This is a genomic window from Halomonas sp. THAF5a (assembly GCF_009363755.1).
Lineage (GTDB): Bacteria > Pseudomonadota > Gammaproteobacteria > Pseudomonadales > Halomonadaceae > Halomonas.
The window spans coordinates 3,243,112-3,263,799 of record NZ_CP045417.1; the positions used below are offsets into that span (position 1 = coordinate 3,243,112).

Here is a 20,688-nt window from a genome sequence, read left to right on the forward strand (position 1 = left end):
ACCCGGCAGCTGGCTCTTATCCGTTCAGCTTCTCGGCCAGGGCAGCGACATCGTCCAGCTCCTGAATCTTCCAGACGGTGTCGATCAGATCGGCCTGGGCCTGCTCGTCCAGCACGCCGTCGCAGCAGGAGCGCACCTTCTGCTCGACCTCCGCATCGCTGAGGGGATTTTCGGGACCACCGCGATAGCGCTCATCGGCCCAACCGCTGACGTCCTGGCCACCTTTCAGGCGCAGGGTGATGCGCGAGCGCATCTTGTCGAAGCCCTGAGCCTCGATCTCTTCATCGAACTCGGTGCGAATGCGACGCTGCATCTCCTGCATCGCGTCCGAGGCCACGAACTCATCGGAGAACTCGACCTTGCCGGCCTGGCGGTTGAGGGCGATCATCGCCAGCGCCGCGGGCAGGGAGAACTTGGCCTGCAGGTGGTTGGCGGCGATGGGATAGCGGATCGGGTTCAGGATGTTGGAGCCGGCATGGACGATGACCTCTTCGATATCGTCCGGCTTGGCGTCGGCCTCGTGCACCAGGCGCAGCATCAGGTCGATGGTCGGATGCGTCAGCACGCCACAGGGGTAGGGCTTGATGGAAACCCCGGGCTCGACGATGGACCAGGTCTTGCCGAAGCCCTGGGACAGCTTGTCCTCACTGACGCCTCCCCCCTGCACCGCCATGAAGCCCCAGGGGCCATCCAGCGCCTCCGGGTCGGCGGTGAAGCCGCGGCTCGCCAGCAGTGCTGCGGTCACGCCGTTTTCCGCCGCGCGACCGACGTGCAGGGGCTTGGTCATGGTACCGAAGTTGCAGCGGATACCGGCGGCGAGGCTGGCGGCGATACCGAAGCCATGGCGCAGGTTGTCACCCGTCAGGCCCAGCAGCTTGGCGGCGCTGGCGAAGGCCCCGAAGGTGCCCACCGTGCCGCTGGAGTGCATGCCCTGCATGTAGTGCTGGGGCAGCATCCACTCGGAGATCTTGCTTTCGACCTCGAAGCCGGTGAGGAAGGCCTCCATGAAGCGCTTGCCATCGACGCCGCCCAGTCGCTGGCTGACGACCAGCGAGGCGGTCAAGGGGGGGATGGTGGGATGCGTCAGCAGTCCGTAGATATGCGCCGGGTCCTTGCTGACCTGACTGTCGTCCCAGTCGTGGGCGTGACCGGCGGTGCCGAGGACCCGAGCCGCCTGAGCCATCGGCGCCTTGATCCCACGCTGGCCCAGCACCAGGGCGTCGGCGCGACCGCCGGTCTCGGCAGCCTCCTCGGCCAACATCTGCACCGTGTGTTCCTCCGACCCCGCGACAAAGAGGCCGACACCGTCCAGCACGCAGCGGATACCGATCCGTACGGCCTCATCGGGAATGTTCTCGAAGCGCACCGACTCGACGAAGTCGGCGGCCTCTGCGGTGATGCGGGTATTCTCCGGCATGTTGGCGAACACGTTAGTAGCGACTGACATGAGAATGCTCCTTATTGGTTCAGGCATGGGGTGAATCTTGGAACCCCGGCAGGCGGGACAGCCGCCCCCACAGGGGACCTGCAAAAAGGTTGACGGAAAGGGCACGAATGGCATGAAACCCCGCCACCAGGGCGGCATTCTGGCCAAGGGCCTGTGCGGTCAGGGTCATTTCGGCCATGCCGCCCACGGAAAAACCGAGCACGAGGGTCGCGGGGGACTCCCCGGATGACGACACCCCCGTCACTGCCAGGGCCGCCATCGCGGCCACCAGGCCGATCAGCATCAGGACCGGCACCCCGGTGGCGATGGCCTTCGGCAACATCCGCAGGGTGGCTTGCTGAAACTTGGCCCCGAGGTTGAAGCCCACCACCACCTGCGCGATGACGAGAATCTCCTGGGGGATTGGCGCCGAGGGCAGCACCTGGCTTCCGGCCAGCCCCCCCGCGACGACAAGGGGCGTCAGGAACCAGGCGGATGGCATCCTGAGCCGCCCCGCGCCCCCACTCACCGCCGCACACAGCACCAGCAGCGCGGCCAGTGTCACCATGTCGAGAGGCGGCTGCGCTGCCTCGGCCGGCGTCATCGACGGGGTAGCACTGATCACGAAGAGCGCCGCCGGCAGCAGGGTGACGATCAGGCCGACCCGAGTGGCATGCAGCGCCGCAATGGCCGCCCGGTTGGCGCGGTAGCCCTCGCCGATCTCGGCCATCTCGATCACGCCCCCCGGCAGCAGGCAGAAGTAGGCCGTGGCCTTGTCGAGCCCGGAAAGCCGGGCGTACAGCGGCGTGACCAGGATGGCCAGCGCCACGCCGAGGGCCGCCGAGGCCAACATCACCGGCAGCCAGCCGAGTAGCTGACGGGCCACCTCGGGCGTGATCCAGAGCCCGACGCTGGCCCCCACCACGAGAAGCCCCGTGCGTTGGATCGGCTTGGGCGCACGAGCCGGGCGGCCGATGCCCGCCCAGATGCCGGTCGCGATGGCCGCGCCAAGCAGCCAGCCGAGCGGCAGCCCAAGGGCATTCCAGACGCCGCCTCCGACCAGGGCGATGCCGCCGGGCAGCAGGAAGCTCTGCCACCAGAATGCCAAGGCGGCCCTGGGGCGATCGGGTTTCAGATCGATGCTCATAGATCAGCCCAGGTAGCTTCCGCCGTTGAGGTGGAACGTCTGGCCAGTGGTGTAGCGGCTCATCGGCCCCGCCAGGTGGCACACCAGGGCGGCGACCTCCTCCGGACGCCCGAGGCGGCCGACGGGAGGCTCCTCGCCTCCCAGCAGCCTTGGGGGCGGAGAGCCCGCCGGCCGTTCGGTGTCGATCTGTCCCGGCACGATGCAGTTGGCGGTAACACCCCGCTCGCCGAACTCCACCGCCAGCGCCCGGGTCAGCCCCACGACGCCCATCTTCGAGGCGATGACGTGGGCCCGCTCCGCCGCGCCCCGGTGCGCGCTGACGCCGCCGAGGGTGATGATGGCGGCCTGGTCGGAATCCAGCAGCAGGGGCAGGCAAGCCTTGCTGGCCAGAAAGACTCCATCGAGATTGATCGCCATCACCCGACGCCACTCCTCGAGGGTCAGCTCGGCGAACGGCGTATGGGGCCGGGTAGCGGCACAGCACACCAGGGAGTCGAGCCGGTGGAAGCGCTCGCTCACCCGTTGCACGGCACGCTCGACCGCCTCGGAGTCCGCGAGGTCGGCGACAAGACCGAGCCCCTGACACCCGAGCGCCTCAACCTGGGCGAGGGTCTCGCTCATGGCCTCACCATGGTGGCTGGCGATGATCGCCACATCGGCGCCCTGCCGGGCGAGCTCCAGCGTCACCGCGCGACCGATATTGCGGCTGCCGCCAATCACCAGGGCAACGCGGCCTGTCAGGGGGTGACTCATCTCACTCGCCCCCCGGTGAGCTGGACGCGGCGCCGCGCATGCGACGAACCATGGAGGAAAGTGGCTTGTAGAAGATGCTCAACGCCGCCAGGACGAAGAACAGCAGGGCCACTGGCCGTTCGAGGAAGCGGGTCGCGTCCTGATCGAAGATGATCAGCGACTGGGCCAGGGAGTTCTCGACCAGCGAACCGAGAACGACCCCCATGATGATCGGGGCGGCCCCGAACCCGTAGCGCTTGAGCCAGAAGCCGATGAAGCCGGCAATCAGCATGATGGTGACGTCCACCAGGCTCTGGTTGACGCCGTAGGCGCCCACCACGCACAGGGCGAACACTGCCGGCCACAGGAAGGTTCGCGGGATCATGGAGATGCGCGAAAACAGCTTGGCGCCGGCCAGCCCGAAGACGAGGAACACCAGGTTGGCCACCAGCATGGCAGCGAAAATGGAGTACAGCAGGTGGGGCTGATTCTCGAACAGGTAGCTGCCGGGGCGAATCCCGTGGATCTGCAGGCCGCCCAGGATCACGGCCGCCGTGGCGGATCCGGGAATCCCCAATGCCAGCGTCGGCACCATGGAGCCGCCGGTGGCAGCGTTATTGGCCGCTTCTGGCCCCGCAATGCCTTCCACCTCGCCAGTACCGAACTTGTCGCCATGCTTCGACCAGCGTCGTGCCTCGTTGTAACCGATCATCGACGCCATGGTGCTGCCTTCCGCTGGCAGGATGCCGATGAAGGTCCCGATACCGGAAGAGCGAAGGATGGTCTTCCAAACCCGTTTGAAGTCATCCCGCGACGGCAGCTTGATGGCGTTGAGCGAAATGCGGTCCTTGGCCCGGTCGATGACATCGGACTGGGACAAGAGCTCCGCCACCGCGAACAGGCCGATCAGGATGGGGATGAAGCTGATCCCTTCATACAGTTGCGGCACGCCGAAGGTGAAGCGCTCGACGCCGGTCGTCAGGTCCACCCCGATGGTGGCGATCAGCAGGCCGAGTGCCCCACCGATCAGGTTCTTGACCGGCGACTTGCCGCTGATCGACGCCAGCATGGACAGCCCGAAGATCGCCAGCGCAAAGTACTCGGGAGGGCCGAAGGAGTGAGCGATGTTGGCGAGTGCCGGGGCCGCCAGCACCATCACGATCAGCGAGAGGATACCGCCGATGACGCTGGACACCGCGGCCATGCCAAGCGCGCGACCGGCTTCACCGCGCTGCGCCATGGGAAAGCCATCGAAGGCGGTCGCGGCCGCGGGCGGCGCGCCTGGGGCATTGATCAGAATCGCCGTGATGGAACCACCGAAGGTACCGGCGCAGTAGAGCGCGGCCAGCATCGAGATCGCCGGGATCGGCTCCAGGTAGATGGTAAAGGGCAGCAGCAGCGCCACCGCCATCGATGAGCTCAGCCCCGGCAGCGCCCCAACCAGCACGCCGATGATGGTACCCAGCAGGATGACGGCAAGGGAGGTGGGATCAGTGAGTATGCTGAACCCTGTCAGAATGGGATCCATGGTCGTCTCCTTCCCTCAGGTCAGCCACGGGCTGAGCACGCCCTGCGGCAACCGGAGTTTCAGTGCAAAGGTAAAGAGCAGGTAAATGCAGGCCGGCACCGCGATGGCATAGATGAGGACGTACAGCCTGCGTCGCTCTCCCCACAGCAGCGGGATAATCAGGCAGGTCAGCATGGTGGTCAGCGTCAGCCCGAGCAGGCTGAACAGGAATACCGCAGCCAGCAGCACCAGCGCCGTGGCCCACATGCGCCAGGAGATTGCCGGCTTGGCCTCTTCCTCCTGGCCGCGTCCCTGGTAGATCATGACCAGTGACAGCACGGCGATGACGACCAGAATCAGGCGCGGCATATCCGCCGCCTGCATGCCCTGAGCGAAAGACGGGGGCACCCTGTCGAAGCCCGCCGTGATCCCGTAAAGCACGCCCACCAGCACCAGCAGCACGCCACCCGGGAGCAGATCTCGCCAATGACGAATCATGAGCGTCTCCTTGTCTCGCATGAGAGAGGGACAGGGCCGCTATGCGCGGCCCCTGCTACACGGGTCACGGGAGCAGACCGAGGTCGGACATGGTGGTCTCGCCCGCCTCGTACATGCGACGAAGCTGCGTGTCCCAGGCCTCGGCGCCGGCGATGCTCGAGCCGTCGAGGCCGATACCGTCGAGGTATTCCTGGTAACGCTCGCTCTGCATACCGTCGAGCATGGCCTGTTCGAGCGCGGTGACCCGCTCCTGGGGGGTATCCTTGAGCACCACGTATCCGCGGACCGTAGAGAACGCGACGTCCATGCCGTTCTCGGCCAGGGTCGGCACGTCCGGCAATGCGCCCATGCGCTCTTCCGCCATCACCGCCAGCGGACGAAAGTCGCCCGCGTCGACCTGGTCCTGGGACTCCGAAATATTCAGGCCGGCGGCATCGATGTCACCGCGGGACAGGGCGGCGGCAAATTCCGCACCGCTGTCGAAGGGCACGTAGGAGACGTTAATGCCCGCCTCGTTGGCGAAGCTCATGGCGGCAATGTGATCGACGCCACCGATCTGGGTGCCGCCCCACTTGATCGTGCCCGACTGGCCGGCGGCGATCAGGTCGTCGAGGGTGGCATAGTCGCTGCCGCCCTGGACCATGATGATGATGGGGTCGTCGGTGGCCCGCACGACGCCCTGGATGTCCTCGATGCCGATCGGGGCGTTACCGCGCAGCATGGTGAACAGGTGGGTCGGCGTGACCGCCATCAGGGTATGGCCGTCGGCGGGCTTGTCGCTGACATAACTCATCGCCACGGAACCGCCACCGCCCTTCTTGTTCTGCACGAAGACGTTGTGGTCGAGCTGTTCCTGGGTCGAGAGAGCCACCATCCTGGCGGTCGTGTCGGTGCCACCTCCGGGTGACGTGTGAACGGCAATTTCGACCGGCTCGGTCGGGAAGTCGTCTGCCGCCTGGGCGATCGAGGCAAGGGAGGCAGAGGTCATACCCACCGCCAGCATGCCGGTTGTGAACCAATGAGGCATGGTGGTGCTCCTTGAAGTCGTTGTTAGTGAGGCCTGCTTCGAAGCTGACTGTAAACTGTTAACAGTTTACAGAAGGGAACGCTACCAGAGCCCTTACCTCGCCATAAGTAGACGTTGGTCTATGTCCGTGAGGGGAAACTCGGCTCAGACCGACGCTGGGAGTCGTCCGGTCCTCACCGCTGGAGCGCTATGCAGGCGTTCCTGGAAGGCTCTGCGAGAGAGACAGAAGGTTCTAGATACAGCGAAGCGACCGGCTCAGGACCCTGCGAGCGCTTCCGACATGCGGCACCACCCTGCCATGACATGATCGCGCAAGGCCTTGGATGCCTGATCGGCGTCGCGCTCGGCAATCGCCCTCACGATCTTCTCGTGCTCCGCATTGGAAGCCTTGAGATTGCCCCGCTGCACCAGCCCGCGACGACGGAACAGGTGAAGCTGCTTGATGATGTCGTCGTAGTAACGGGCCAGGGCGCTATTCCCGGTATTGGCCATCATGGCGTCGTGGAACTGCAGGTTCAGCTGATAGTAGCCATCGAGGTCCTCACGCTCAGCGGCCTCGCCCATCTGATCGACCAGTCGATTCAGTTCCGCGATCACCTCGGGCGTGGCTCTCTCGACCAGCAACTCGCCCACCAGGGCGGTCAAGGCACGACGCACCTCATAGAGCTCGCGGGCCTCCTCCAGGCTCATCTCGCGCACGTAGGCGCCGTGATTGGCAACGTTGCGAATCAACCCGGCGTACTCGAGGCTTCGGCAGGCCTCGCGAATCGGCCCCCGGCTGATATCGAACCTGGCCGCCAGGGCGCTTTCATTGATACGGTCCCCGGCAGAAAGCTCGCCAGAGATAATCAGTTGCTCGATGGCATCTCGAGCGATGGAAGTCAGCGTGCTGGAACGGCGCTGACCGATGCGGTCCTTGGTTGAGTCCATGCTGGGCCTTCATGACAGACTGATTGTCAACTGTTGACGATATCACCTGTCTCCCTCGAAGGGGACCCCCGCGAATAGGCGCCCTCTTCAACCGTCACCCGGCGTCGCATGCCGGTCCGCATAAGGGTGCTCTCGACCCGGCGTTTTCGGTAGACCGGCGTGTCAGCGGCGTCGATGAGCTCAAGGAAAAGGTGCCTCCCGGCCAGGTGAGTGTTCGAGACTCGCCGCCAAGGCTGGCATGCCTTCTCGACTCGTGCCCGCCATGGAGGTTCATCCGGCCCTCGGTCGGCTTCATGCCCCCGGCGTTTTGCGGCACCATGGCCCCCTGCCCGCCCGACGCGAAGGAATCGCCATGCTCGCCACCGCCCAGACCGAACTGACGCCCGGCTTCATGGTGATCCACGGCAACCGCCTGGAGGCGCTTCGCGACCTGGCGGTGGAATGGCTGCGCAATCACCCGCTGGGGCCGCTCGAGGACGAGGTGATCCTGGTGCAGAGCAACGGGATCAGCCAGTGGCTGAAGCTGGCGCTGGCCGCGGACCCGCCCGCGGGTACCGGCATCGCCGCGGCGATGGACGTCACCCTGCCGGCGCGCTACCTGTGGCAGGCCTACCGCGCGGTACTGGGTGCGGACGCGGTGCCGCCGGCCTCTCCGCTGGACAAGCCGCGCCTGATCTGGCGTCTGATGCGCCTCCTGCCGGAGCTCACGGACGACGAAATCTTCGCGCCCCTGGCGCGCTTCCTGGCCGACGACGAGGATCGCCGCAAGCGCCATCAGCTCGCCGAGCGCCTCGCCGATCTGTTCGACCAGTACCAGGTCTATCGCGCCGACTGGCTCGCCGCCTGGGCCGAGGGCCGCGACGAGCTGATCGACGCCCGCGGCCAGGCCAGGCCCCTCGCCGAGGACCAGCGCTGGCAGCCGGCGCTGTGGCGGCGGCTGCGCGACGACATCGGCGAGGCGGGCCTCGCCACCAGCCGCGCCTGGGTGCACACCCGCTTCCTCGAGGCCTGCCGCGAGCTCACCCCCGAGACGAGGCCTCCAGGGCTGCCGCGCCGGGTGGTGGTGTTCGGCATCTCCTCGCTGCCCCGCCAGACGCTGGAGGCGCTGGCCGCGGTGTCCCGAGTCACGCAGGTGCTGCTCTGCGTGCACAACCCCTGCCGCCACTACTGGGCGGACATCATCGAGCATAAGGATCTCTTGAGAGCCGCCCGCCGACGCCAGCGCCACCGCCCCGGCATGCCGCTGGAGCTCGACGACACCGAGCTGCACCTCCACGCCCAGCCGCTGCTCGCCGCCTGGGGCAAGCAGGGCCGCGACTACCTGCGCCTGCTCGACGAGTTCGACGACCAGGACGCCTACCGGGCACTGTTCGACGCCGAGGCGATGCGCATCGACCTGTTCGACTCGCCCACCGAGGGCGAGGCGCCGGGGCTGCTGCAGCAGCTGCAGGACGATATCCTCGAGCTGCGTCCGCCCCAGGAGACCCGCGAGGCCTGGCCGGCGGTGGACCCGGCCCATGATCGCAGCCTGCGCTTCCACGTCGCCCACAGCGCCCTGCGCGAGGTCGAGATCCTCCACGACCAGCTGCTGGCCGCCTTCGACGCCGACCCCACGCTGCGCCCGCGCGACGTGCTGGTGATGGTGCCGGACATCGACACCTACGCGGCCGCCGTGCAGGCGGTGTTCGGCCGCCTGTCGCCGGAGGACCCGCGCCATATCCCCTTCACGCTCTCCGACCAGACCAGCCGCCACCGCCAGCCGCTGCTGGTGGCGCTGGAGGCGCTCCTGCACCTGCCGGAGGCGCGGCTGACGGTCAGCGACCTGCTGGACCTGCTGGAAGTGCCCGCCCTGCGCGCCCGTTTCGGCCTGGACGCCGACGCTCTGCCGGTGCTGCGCCGCTGGATCGAGGGCGCCGGCATCCGCTGGGGGCTGAACGCCACGCAGCGCGCCCGGCTCGATTTGCCCGGCGGGCTCACCGCCAACACCTGGGCCTTCGGCCTGCGCCGGCTGCTGCTGGGCTACGCCGTCGGTGACACCGCCGACGGCCCCTGGCACGATATCGAACCCTTCGGCGACATTGGCGGCCTGGAGGCGGCGCTCGCCGGCCCGCTGATGGACCTGCTCGACGCCCTCGAGGCCCAGTGGCGCGCGCTCAGCGAGCCCGCCGACGTGGCCACCTGGTGCCGACGGCTACGCGGGCTGCTCGCCGCCTGCTTCGCCGCCGAGGATGAGGCCGACCTCGCCACCCTGAGCCGCCTGGAGGAGCTCCTCGAGGAGTGGCAGGAGACCACCGAGGACGCCGGCCTGACCGAGGCGCTGCCGCTCTCGGTGGTGCGCGAGCACTGGCTCGGCCAGCTCGACGAGGCCAACCTCTCCCAGCGCTTCCTGGCCGGCGCGGTGAACGTCGCCACCCTGATGCCGATGCGCGCCATCCCCTTCCGCCATGTGTGCCTCTTGGGCATGAACGACGGCGAGTACCCGCGGGTGCAGCGCCCGCTGGACATCGACCTGATGGGCCACGACTACCGCCCCGGCGACCGCTCGCGCCGCGAGGACGACCGCTACCTCTTCCTCGAGGCGCTGCTCTCGGCCCGGGACAGCCTGATGGTCAGCTGGGTCGGCCGCAGCATCCACGACAACGAGCCGCGACCGCCCTCGGTGCTGCTCGGCCAGCTGCGCGACCACCTGGCCGCCGGCTGGACACTCGCCGGCCACGAACACGAGGACGACGCCGGCCAGGCCCTGGTCGACGCCCTGACCACCGAGCATCCGCTGCAGCCGTTCAGCAGAAAATACTTCCGCGCGGGGTCGGGCGCGCTAGAGAGCTTCTCGGAAGACGAGAGGCTGTTTACCTACGCCCGGGAGTGGCGGGCGGTGCACCAGGCCGCGCCGGACGCCGTGGCCGACGGCGAGCTGCCGCCCATCGAGCTCGACACGGCACTGACGCTCTCGCGCCTCAGCGGCTTCCTCAAGGAGCCGGTGAAGGCCTTCTTCACCACCCGGCTCGGCGTCTATCTCGAGCGCGAGGCGCTGGAGAGCCCCGACCACGAGCCCTTCGCCCTGGACGGCCTGGACCACTGGCAGCTTCAGCAGGCGCTGATCGAGGCCGGGCGCCTCGCCGTGGACGAAGGCGCATCGCCCACCCCCGCCGTCTACGACACCCTGGCACGCCTGGAGCGCGAGGGGCGCCTCGCCATGGGCGGCTTCGCCGAGCTGATGCGTGAGCATCTCGTAGAGCCCCTGGACGACCTCTTCGAGGCCTACGCCGAGAAGCTCGAGGCCTGGCCCCACGCTTGGGAGACGCCGGCGTCCGTGTCGCTCGAGCTCGCCACCCCAGACGGCCCGCTGCAGATCGAGGACTGGCTGGACGGCCAGCGCGAGAACGCCGACGGCGAGCGCTGCCGACTGGTGCTGATGACCAGCAGCCTGGTCAACAAGGGCAAATATAACTGGAAGCACTGGCTCGCCCCCTGGGTCGGCCACCTGGCCGGCCAGCTCGCCCTCGGCCCCATGACCACGGTGCTGCTCTCCCGCGCCGGCGGCGGCACCCTGGCGCCGCTGGACGAAGCCACCGCGCGCAAGCATCTCGAGGCCATCGCCCGCGCCTGGCGCGCCGGCATGGCCACCCCCCTGCCGCTGGCCCGGGACACCGCCTTCGCCTGGCACGAGAAGGGCGGCGACGCGAACGCCCTGGCCCGCGTATTTGGAAATGAGGAGAAGGCCGAAGAGGCCGACCTCAAGGCCTGGAAGGCCGCCGTCACCGCCTTCCATGGCACCGGCTACAACGGCGACCATGGCGAGCTGGGCCGCGACCCGTATCTCGCCCGCCAGTGGCGAGACCTCGCGAGCCTCGTGGGCCATGAGGCCGCCGGGCGGCACTTCACCGAGCTGACCGCCGCACTCTACGCCCCCCTTCACGATGCGGTGAAGGCCAAGGGCGGGGATAAGAAGAGCGACAGGAAAGGCGGCAAGGGCCAGGGAGGCAAGGCATGACGATGACGGAAACCCTGCACGCGGCCGAGACGCCTCGGCTCGATCCCGTGGCGCTGCCGCTCACCGGCAGCCGACTGATCGAGGCCAGCGCCGGCACCGGCAAGACCTTCACCATCGCCCTGCTCTACCTGCGCCTGGTGCTCGGTCCTCGGAACGAGGCGGACGCGGCCAGCTTCCCGCGGCCGCTGACGCCGCCGGAGATCCTGGTGGTCACCTTCACCAACGCCGCCACCCAGGAGCTGCGCGACCGCATCCGCGCCCGGCTGGTCGAGGCCGCCGAGGCGTTTCAGTCCGATCCGGGTCAGACTCTTAAGTCCACTGAGGGGTCTGACCCCGAGGATGAGCCGCCCCTGATCGGCGACCTCTTCTCCGATCCCGAGGGTCAGACCCCAAAGTCCGCTGAGGGGTCTGACCCCAAAGAGGGATTAGGCGATCCGCTGCTTGCCCTGCGCGACAGCTACCCCCGCGAGAGCTGGCCAACCTGCGCCCGCCGACTGCGGCTGGCCGCCGAGTGGATGGACGAGGCCGCGGTCTCCACCATCCACTCCTGGTGCCACCGCATGCTGCGCGAGCACGCCTTCGACAGCGGCAGCCTGTTCGCCCTGGAGATGTCGCTGGACCAGTCCGAGATGGACCTGGAGATCGCCCGGGACTACTGGCGCAGCTTCTACTACGACCTCGACCCCGAGGCGCTGGCGATCGTCGCCCGCTACTGGACCACGCCGGACGCCTTGAACGACACCGCCGCCCGGCTGCGCACCCATGCCGCCGCCCTGCCCGTGGCCCCGCCGCCCTTTGATGCGCTCGCGAACTACCGCGAACAGCGCGCCGCGGCGCTGGCCGAGCTGAAGGCGCCCTGGCCGGCCTGGCTCGACGAGCTGGAGGCCCTGCTCGAGGCCGCCGCCCAGCGCAAGGCGTTCAACGGCCAGAAGCTCAACGCCAAGAGCCGCGCCAACTGGCTCGCCGCCCTGCGGGCCTGGGCCTTTGATGCCGAACTCGCGAGCCCCGATCTTACCCCCGCCGCCTGGAAGCGCCTGACGCCGGAGGGCATCGCCGAGATCTGGAAGGAAGAGCCGGCCCCCAACCTGCCGGCGCTGGAGGCGCTGGAAGCGTTGCCGGAGAAGCTCGCCGCGCTGCCCGATCCCTTCGCCGACCTGCTCGCCCACGCCGTGCACTGGATGGCCGCGCGCCGCGAGACCGTGCAGCGCCGCCGCGCCGAGCTCGGCCCCGACGACCTGCTGCACCGGCTGGATGCCGCCTTCGCGGGCGAGGCCGGCGAGACGCTCGCCGCGCGCATCCGCGAGCAGTTCCCGGTGGCCCTGGTCGACGAGTTCCAGGACACCGACCCGGTGCAGTACCGGCTCTTCGACCGGGTCTACGAGCTGGAGAAGAACCGGGACGACAGCGCGGTACTGCTGATCGGCGACCCCAAGCAGGCGATCTACGCCTTCCGCGGCGCCGATATCCACACCTACCTCCAGGCCCGGCGCGACACCGCCGGCCGCCACGTCACCCTCGGCACCAACTTCCGCTCCGCCGGCCCCATGGTCGAGGCCGTGAACCGGGTATTCGCCCACGCCGAGCAAAGCGACGCCGGCGCCTTCCTGTTCCGCCGCGGCGACGACAATCCCGTGCCCTTCGCGCCCGTCGACGCCAACGGCCGCAAGGACTCGCTGACCCGACACGGCGCCACACAGCCGGCGCTCACGCTCTGGCACCTGGCCGCCGATGAGACCCTGCCGAAGGGCACCTACCTGGCTGAGCTGGCCGGGCGCTGCGCCACCGAGATGGCCGCACTCCTTCGCGAGGGCCAAGCCGGGCAGACGGGCTTTACCCAAGATGGCGAGCTGCGCCCGCTGGCGCCGTCGGACCTCGCGGTGCTGGTCAACAACGCCGGCGAGGCTCGCGCCATCCGAAGCGCCCTGCTCGCCCGCGGCATCCGCAGCGTCTACCTCTCCGACAAGGAGGGCGTGTTCGAGACCGAGGCCGCCGCCGAGCTGGAGGGGTGGCTCGCCGCCTGCGCCGCGCCGGACGACGAGCGCTGCCTGCGCGCGGCACTCGCCACGCCGAGCCTGGGGCTCTCGCTCGCCGAGCTCGACGCCCTGAACGGCGGCCCCCAGCAGGACGAGCTGGCCTGGGAGGCGCGGGTGATGCAGTTCCGGGACTACCACCGCCAGTGGCAGCGCCGCGGCGTGCTGCCCATGCTGCACCGGCTGCTGGCCGACTTTGCCGTGCCCGGCCGGCTCCTGGCCGTGCCCGAGGGCGAGCGACGGCTCACCGACCTCTTACACCTCGGCGAGCTGCTGCAGGAGGCCAGCGCCGAGATCGACGGCGAGCACGCCCTGCTGCGCTTCCTCGCCGAGTCCCGCGCGCATCCGCACACGCAGTCCGACACCCACCGCCTGCGCCTGGAGAGCGACGCCGACCTGGTGCAGGTGGTCACCATCCACAAGTCCAAGGGCCTGGAGTACCCGCTGGTGTTCCTGCCCTTCATCGCCGCCTTCCGCCCGGTGAAGCAGGGTGACCTGCCCCTGCGCTGGCACGACGACGACGGCCACCTGCGCCTGACGCTCTCCGCCGACGAGGCCATCCTCGCCCGCGCCGACCGCGAGCGGCTGGGCGAGGATCTGCGCAAGCTCTACGTCGCCCTGACCCGCGCCCGCCACGCCACCTGGCTCGGCCTGGCGCCGCTGGACGCCATGGAGCGCAGCGCCGTCGGCCACCTGCTCAAGGGCGGCGAGGAACTGACGCCCGAGGCCCTGCGCCCGGCCCTCGAGGCGCTGGCCGATGGCGAGGGGAGGGTCAAGGTGATCGACGCCCCCGAGGCCGAGGCCACGCCGGTCGAGCTCGCCAGCGACGACGCGCCGCTCGGCCATGCCCGCGCGCCCGGCCGGACGATCCGCGAGCACTGGTGGATCGCCAGCTACTCGGCGCTGCGCACCGGCGCCATCCCGGATGAGGAAGCTGAATCCGCCGGCGAGGCCGAGCCGGCGCCCGAGCCCACCACCGCCGACGAGGCCACGGCGATGGAGGTGATCGACGAGCCCTTCGATGCTGCCGCCGCCACGGTGAGCGAGGGCTCGCTTCACCGCTTCCCCCGCGGCCCCTCGGCGGGCACCTTCCTGCACGGCCTGCTGGAATGGGCCGCCGAGGAGGGCTTCGCCCGGGTGGCCGAGGACGCCGACCTGCGCGCCGACACCCTGGCCCGGCGCGCCAACCGCCGCGGCTGGGAGGGCCAGATCGCCGCCCTCGAACAGTGGCTGCCGGAGCTGCTGACCACGCCGCTGCCGGTGCCGGAGCCGGGCGATGGCGAGGCCGCGCCGCTGCGCCTCGACGCCCTGGACGGCGCGCGCAACTATCGGATCGAGCTGGAATTCTGGTTCGCCGCGCACAAGGTGAATACACGCAAGATGGACGCCCTCGTAAGCGCTCACACACTCGGTGGCCGGCCGCGGCCGGCGCTCGAGCCCGATACCCTCAACGGCATGCTCAAGGGCTTCATCGACCTGGTGGTGGAGCACGAGGGGTGCTTCTACGTGCTCGACTGGAAGTCCAACCACCTGGGCGCGGACGACGCCGCCTACACCGAGGCGGCGATGTTTGATGCCGTGCTCGAGAAGCGCTACGACGTGCAGTACTGCCTCTACCTGCTGGCCCTGCACCGGCTGCTCGAGGCCCGGCTGCCGGACTACGACATCGAGCGCCACCTGGGCGGGGCGCTCTACGTCTTCCTGCGCGGCACCCGCGCGCCCTCCCGCGGCGTACACGCCGAACGCCCGCCGAGCGAGCTGATCCTCGCGCTCGATGCCCTGTTCCGTTCCGCCGAGGAGGCCGTCGCATGACTCCGGATATCCCCAACCACGCCGCCGCGTCCGAACAAGCACCCGAAAACGCGCTGGCCGATCATGCGGCGCTGTTCGCCCTGCTCGACCGCTGGGTGGCACGCGGCTGGCTGCGCTCGCTGGACCGCGCCTTCGCCGCCTTCCTGCATCGCGAGGCGACGGCGGCCAACGGGGTGAGTGAGGCCTCACCCCTGCTGTTGCTGGCGGCAGCCCTGGCCAGCCACCAGCTCGGCCGCGGCCACGTTTGCCTGGACCTGGCCCAGACGCTGGCCACCCCGGACCTGGCGCTCTCGCTGCCGCCGGAGGGCGACAGCCTGGACGACCCGCCGCCGCTGCCCAGCCGGGTGATGGCCGCGCTGGAGCTGGACGCCTGGCGCGCCGCCCTCGATCAACCCGAGCTGGTGGCCGACGGCCCCGGCAGCACCCCGCTGGTGCTCGCCGGCACCGCCGCGCGCCCGCGGCTCTACCTGCGCCGATACTGGCAGCACGAGCAGGATATCCACAGCCGGATCTTCGCCCGGCTCGGTAGCGGGGAGAACGACGAGGCGCCGGACGCCGCCCGCCTGCGCCCGATCCTCGATGCGCTTTTTCCCGAGCGGGGCGATGCGCCGCCAGCCATCGACTGGCAGAAGGCCGCCTGCGCCCTGGCCGGCCGCTCGCGCTTCGCGGTGATCACCGGCGGCCCCGGCACCGGCAAGACCACCACCGTGGTGCGCCTGCTCGCCCTGCTCCAGGCGCTGGCCATGGGAAATAGCGACGACGAGGAAAGCGAAGCGGACGGCGCACCGCCCCTGCGCATCCGCCTGGCCGCGCCCACCGGCAAGGCCGCCGCCCGGCTCAACGAGTCCATCGCCGGCCAGGTGGCGCGGCTGGACCTCGACGGCCTGGCCGACGATCCCGAGCGGCTGCGCGAGGTGATTCCGAAAGACGTCAGCACGCTGCACAGGTTATTGGGCTCGCGGCCCGACACCCGCCGCTTCCGCCACGATCGCCATAACCCGCTGCCGCTGGACGTGCTGGTGGTGGACGAGGCCTCGATGGTGGACGTGGGCATGATGGCCGCGATGCTCGAGGCGCTGCCGCCCCGGGCGCGGCTGGTACTGCTCGGCGACAAGGATCAGCTCGCCTCGGTGGAGGCGGGCTCGGTGCTCGGCGACCTGTGCGCCCGGGCCGAGGGCGGCCACTACACCCCGGCCACCGCCGAGTGGCTGGCTGAGGCCACCGGCCAGCCGCTGCCCGCGGAGACGCGGGACGCCGACGGCCAGCCCCTCGACCAGGCCATCGCCATGCTGCGCGTCAGCCACCGCTTCACCGCCGACAGCGGCATCGGCCAGCTGGCCGCGGCGATCAACCTGGAGGCCGAGCCCGCCGCCAAGCGCAAAGCGATTGGCGGCGCACTGAGCGCCGGCTTCGCGGACCTATCGCACCAGAAACTTTCCGCCGACGACGAGCGCGGCCTGGCCCGCCTGGCCGTGACCGGCTGCCCGGAGCGTTTTCCCAATTCAGGGCAGGGCCGCATTGATCGCGACGAGACGCTGCCACCCCCGGTGGGCTATCGCCACTTCCTGAGCGTGATGGCCGAGCGGCGCCCGGCCGACGACGCGGATCAGCAGGAATTCGATGACTGGGCCCGCGCCGTGCTGGCGGCCCACGGCGACTTCCAGCTGCTGTGCGCGCTGCGCCGCGGCCCCTGGGGCGTGGAAGGCCTGAACGAGCGGGTGCGACAGGCGTTGGAGCGGGAGAAACTGATCGACAGCCAGGACGGCCGCCAGCGCTGGTATCCCGGCCGCCCGGTGCTGGTGACCAAGAACGACTACGGCCTGGGGCTGATGAACGGCGATATCGGCATCACCCTGGACATGCCGCGCCCGGACTCAAAGCCAGCAGACGACAGCCGCCGCCTGCTGCGCGTGGCCTTCCCCGCCACTGATGGCACCGGTCGCATCAAGTGGGTGCTGCCCTCGCGCCTGCAATCGGTAGAGACGGTGTTCGCGATGACGGTGCACAAGTCCCAGGGCTCGGAGTTCACCCACGCCGCCCTGGTACTGCCCGACGCGCCGAACCCCATCCTCACCCGGGAGCTGGTCTACACCGGCATCACCCGCGCCCGCCACTGGCTGACGCTGGTGGAAACCGGCCGCGGCCAGCTGATAGACGCGGCGCAGAGAAGGGTGATGCGGGTAAGTGGGTTGGGGAGTTGAAGCGCATCAGCTCCCTTATTCAAGCCAATTTCCAGTTAAGCTTTCGGCCAAAAGCGGACTTGTCGACGAATCTGATGTGACGCTATACTTAACTGGCGTGTCAACGCCTATCTGGAGCAAGTATTATGTACCACATTTATTGCTTCAGGAAATTATCCGAGAGTTTCCGTTTCACCCCTCATCTCCCCAAAAAGTACTTGTGAATTGAATCCTTATCCTTCCATCCGAAGTTTTCGTTTTTTAAAAAATAGTTTAAATGTTCTGGACCGAACGACACGCCGGGAAATATTCTTTTTATCTCGGGATACAAATCTATGCCTGATATTCGAGAAAGTTGCCCATATATATTTGATCGTCTCCTCAAATATTTATCCAAATTTTCGCCACCCTCGATGGCAATAGGTACTAAAGCTACATGCGGAGACCATAGAGAGGTTACCGCAGCAGTCAATCCAATAGTCCATTTTATCCATGTGGGAAAACGCGACTTTAAGCCTTCACCTGCCAATAAAGAATTTGAGTCACTACTGGCTTCTTTAAGGGCTTCATACCTCTCCGGCAACGATAACTTTGGATCTGAGTATAGTTTAATTAGCGAACGATAGTGCTTGGCACCTTGAGAATATCGCATCTCCAATAATGACTTAAAAACACCCGACACATTGTCGGAGTTGCGCAATGCCTCGGCTAAAAATGATGGAGCGTATATTTCATGCAAACTTCCTGGAAATATTTTCTCCATTTCAGATCGAATGCATTCCTTGAAATCATTTACGACCATGTGGGGTAAAAATCTTACAACTTCGGGATACCTCTTTAACGCTTCTGATCCATATCTTCTTTCAGCAATGTAATTTGCCTCTATTTGGTCAGCCAATAAAATAAGTGCTTGCTGCTGTCTAACTCTATTGTCATGAACCAATATGTCACGCTGGTGCCTAAGATCTTTCGCGCCACCAATCTCCACGCCTCTTTCTTTATTCTCTATCTCTTCATCAATATCTTTAATAACCCCGCTAAATGCAGTAATATTCAACACATCTTCAAAGACACTAATATCAAAATCATAGCGTGAAGCTCCATATCCAGCAGTTTCAACTCCATCATCACGCCCTGATAGACTTAAGATTCGTTCCGATAAGGCTCCATCACAAAAAGAAGATATACCGCTAACCACAGTGCGCTCATTCAACACATAACTATCACAAAAAAGCATCAGTTCGCGCGCGCCATCTAGCTGACCATAGGGATCCCCTTTGGAGAGGAGAGAGTCGGCCTGCCCCGATAAAAAAATTACGGAACGGAGTATGTGCTTCTCTTTGTTATCAAACATTAACTAACCCACCGCATCAAAAATTAATAAAATAACAGCGATTAGAGTAAATTGTGTGATACTAAGTGCACACGCTCCCTCGTCAGCATAATACCGCGAACCATTTCTTCCCTAACCATAAGCACGTTCGCTAATGAAGTATAAAGTCTCAGTATAGCACCAACAATCGTGCCAGTTGCATAACACGGCTCAAAGTGTCTGCTGGCTTGTCGGCTGTGGGTCGTCAGTGTCTGCACAAGCGTAATCAGCGTAGCCTGAAGTTCGGCATCCGGCCAAAAGAGGACATCCAGAATGTGCTGATATAACGCCTTTGTTATACACTCTTCGCACACCGTCTAATTGAGCGGCGGCAAGGTATTATCACGTCTTTGCGCATTAGAATGGGCTAGAACCTTTCCAACTGAAGTAATTGCCAAAGCCATAGGAATATTATCCCACCATTCTCTTAGCGCTTTTAAGTTAGGGCGATCATCCCATTCGACCATTAACGAATCGACATTAATCTTTCTTAAATTATTATCTTGAGTGTAAAGGTCATAGATAGATTCGACTGCGCTCAACTGATTCTTTGTCAAAGGAAAACTCATTAAACGCGGCTTACCTTCATTCATCACCACTCGATTTAAAGATAGATTTTGGATATGCCCTCTATTTGTAACAGGAATTCTCAGGTACTGATTGTTGAAGTCATGTTCGACCAATAAATCTTTTGGCAGATTATTTTTGGAAAGGATCTCTATGGCCATTTTATGGTTCTCAGACTCCTTTTCAATACCAACATCAAGGTAGCCAGACAGTGTATTGGAATAATATTCTCGGGTCTTCTTCATGCTGCCAAACGAGTTTGATCGAATAGTATTCAATACATCTAAATGGTCAAGCCACTCTTGTCCTTTAGGAAGCTCTCCATAGAATAATTTACCAAAAAGACCTTCTAACGCATTGAGCCCTTGCTGAAATCTCCACTTATTGGAATAAACTGGGCTACCGCATGGGCCACAGTTAAGCCGAGCAATGCTTCATCCGAAACCTTATCTACTATATCTATAGCAAGGCTTATCCCTGCTCTAGCGTTACGATTGCTACCTTTTTGGAATCTATGGATGAGCAACTCTGACAAGAGATCGTAATCTGCTGGTCTTTCGGTAGCCGCAGCTGTTTTTTGGGCTTCGACTAGCAGCAGCTGAAAGCTTGGATCTGCAAACGCCTCCAAGGCTCCCTCTACCCGCTCCATTTTAGGCATGAGACTATTCTCAAACTCAGATACACGGGCATTTGCAACTTCTAATGCTTCTTGAGTGTATTCCTTTCGAAGTTGCAAGTTCATCTCTTGAAAAACTTCTCTTGCACGTTTCTCATCAATGCCGACTTGCACCACCATTTCCTGAGCCTGGAAATTATTAGAACCTTCTCCGCCCTTTTGGCTCTGTCTAGTCATCTTCTTTTCTACCACCTATTCTGAGATTTCGACCAACCTGTATATTTGTCGAATTATCACCGCCTTTTTGGGTTTGCTTTTTCCTACGAGAAGAAATCAACCAACCTATGATTGCAAGAGGTATGGCTATTGCAACACCACTAAATAGCCAATCTTTATTTTCTGCAATCCATTCCATATTTTATTCTCTATCCGAGATGTATAACACCGGTGAGCGTGCCTGCTGCTTTCTCCCGGATGGCCGCACTGGGTCGATAGCGGCCATCATTCCACAAGCTCCGTCACCTTCCTGGCATCGAAAGCCAACCGCCCGGCAATCGCCTGCATCTCGTCGATCGGCCGTTCATAACTCCAGGCTACATCAGTGATATCGAGCAACGAGTAATAAGTGCTATCGCCCTTGAACGGGCAGAGAGTGACAGTGGAGGAAATCGAAAGCTTCGCCATATCCACATCCTCTTTCGGGATGTAGTGGCGGTGTGGATAGCCTTTCTCGCGCAGCTCGATGGCATTGCGGGTATCGGCGATCAGGGTGTCGCCAGCAAGGATGCGCACCCTCTGTGAATGCGGGTGCAGGGTGATGCGAGATTCGGTGGAGTGATTGGCCATGGCA

General features: G+C 65.2%; 15 protein-coding genes. 3 read left to right on the plus strand and 12 right to left on the minus strand.

Annotation, left to right across the window (positions count from 1 at the left end; translation table 11 throughout):
• Positions 1-16: 16 nt before the first annotated feature.
• From FIU83_RS14650 to FIU83_RS14680, 7 genes are all read right to left on the minus strand, one after another.
• Positions 17-1,447 carry an MmgE/PrpD family protein gene (locus tag FIU83_RS14650; RefSeq protein WP_152484726.1) on the minus strand — a complete coding sequence of 477 codons (1,431 nt, stop codon included), beginning with the start codon at positions 1,445-1,447 and terminating at the stop codon, positions 17-19.
• A gap of 19 nt (positions 1,448-1,466) precedes the next feature.
• Positions 1,467-2,573 carry an AbrB family transcriptional regulator gene (locus FIU83_RS14655; RefSeq protein WP_152484727.1) on the minus strand — a complete coding sequence of 369 codons (1,107 nt, stop codon included), beginning with the start codon at positions 2,571-2,573 and terminating at the stop codon, positions 1,467-1,469.
• Between the two features lie 3 nt (positions 2,574-2,576).
• Positions 2,577-3,326: an SDR family NAD(P)-dependent oxidoreductase gene (locus FIU83_RS14660; RefSeq protein ID WP_152484728.1), complete on the minus strand. Its 750-nt coding sequence runs from the start codon at positions 3,324-3,326 to the stop codon at positions 2,577-2,579.
• A gap of 1 nt (position 3,327) precedes the next feature.
• Positions 3,328-4,833, minus strand: a complete 1,506-nt coding sequence (locus FIU83_RS14665; protein WP_152484729.1) for a tripartite tricarboxylate transporter permease — start codon at positions 4,831-4,833, stop codon at positions 3,328-3,330.
• A gap of 15 nt (positions 4,834-4,848) precedes the next feature.
• On the minus strand, positions 4,849-5,310 hold the full coding sequence (locus FIU83_RS14670; RefSeq protein WP_172976095.1) for a tripartite tricarboxylate transporter TctB family protein: 462 nt from the start codon (positions 5,308-5,310) through the stop codon (positions 4,849-4,851).
• A 64-nt stretch (positions 5,311-5,374) separates the two neighbouring features.
• Positions 5,375-6,184 (minus strand): tripartite tricarboxylate transporter substrate binding protein, encoded by an 810-nt coding sequence (locus tag FIU83_RS14675; protein WP_172976096.1) that lies wholly within the window; start codon positions 6,182-6,184, stop codon positions 5,375-5,377.
• 408 nt (positions 6,185-6,592) lie between these two features.
• Positions 6,593-7,267, minus strand: coding sequence for a GntR family transcriptional regulator (locus FIU83_RS14680; RefSeq protein WP_152484732.1), 675 nt, complete (start codon positions 7,265-7,267; stop codon positions 6,593-6,595).
• A gap of 352 nt (positions 7,268-7,619) precedes the next feature.
• Between FIU83_RS14680 and recC the strand changes: the two genes are divergently transcribed.
• The 3 genes from recC to recD are packed head-to-tail and all read left to right on the plus strand — an operon-like array spanning position 7,620 to position 17,304.
• On the plus strand, positions 7,620-11,261 hold the full coding sequence (gene recC / locus FIU83_RS14685) for an exodeoxyribonuclease V subunit gamma (RefSeq protein WP_152484733.1): 3,642 nt from the start codon (positions 7,620-7,622) through the stop codon (positions 11,259-11,261).
• Positions 11,258-15,103 carry an exodeoxyribonuclease V subunit beta gene (gene recB, locus FIU83_RS14690; protein WP_152484734.1) on the plus strand — a complete coding sequence of 1,282 codons (3,846 nt, stop codon included), beginning with the start codon at positions 11,258-11,260 and terminating at the stop codon, positions 15,101-15,103. Before recC ends, recB begins: the two co-directional genes overlap by 4 nt.
• Positions 15,100-17,304, plus strand: a complete 2,205-nt coding sequence (recD, locus tag FIU83_RS14695; RefSeq protein WP_152484735.1) for an exodeoxyribonuclease V subunit alpha — start codon at positions 15,100-15,102, stop codon at positions 17,302-17,304. Before recB ends, recD begins: the two co-directional genes overlap by 4 nt.
• 178 nt (positions 17,305-17,482) lie before the next feature.
• Here recD and FIU83_RS14700 read toward each other — a convergent pair whose 3' ends face one another.
• The 5 genes from FIU83_RS14700 to FIU83_RS14715 all read right to left on the minus strand — a co-directional run bounded on the left by FIU83_RS14700 (position 17,483) and on the right by FIU83_RS14715 (position 20,684).
• Positions 17,483-18,637, minus strand: coding sequence for a hypothetical protein (locus FIU83_RS14700; protein WP_152484736.1), 1,155 nt, complete (start codon positions 18,635-18,637; stop codon positions 17,483-17,485).
• Between the two features lie 335 nt (positions 18,638-18,972).
• The gene (locus tag FIU83_RS17575) at positions 18,973-19,467 is read right to left on the minus strand and encodes a hypothetical protein (protein WP_216645037.1); all 495 of its coding nucleotides are present in this window, start codon (positions 19,465-19,467) and stop codon (positions 18,973-18,975) included.
• 104 nt (positions 19,468-19,571) lie between these two features.
• Positions 19,572-20,075, minus strand: a complete 504-nt coding sequence (locus FIU83_RS17580; protein WP_216645038.1) for an LPO_1073/Vpar_1526 family protein — start codon at positions 20,073-20,075, stop codon at positions 19,572-19,574.
• On the minus strand, positions 20,068-20,253 hold the full coding sequence (locus FIU83_RS14710) for a hypothetical protein (protein ID WP_152484737.1): 186 nt from the start codon (positions 20,251-20,253) through the stop codon (positions 20,068-20,070). Before FIU83_RS14710 ends, FIU83_RS17580 begins: the two co-directional genes overlap by 8 nt.
• 86 nt (positions 20,254-20,339) lie before the next feature.
• Positions 20,340-20,684 (minus strand): DUF427 domain-containing protein, encoded by a 345-nt coding sequence (locus FIU83_RS14715; protein ID WP_152484738.1) that lies wholly within the window; start codon positions 20,682-20,684, stop codon positions 20,340-20,342.
• Between the last annotated feature and the right edge of the window lie 4 nt (positions 20,685-20,688).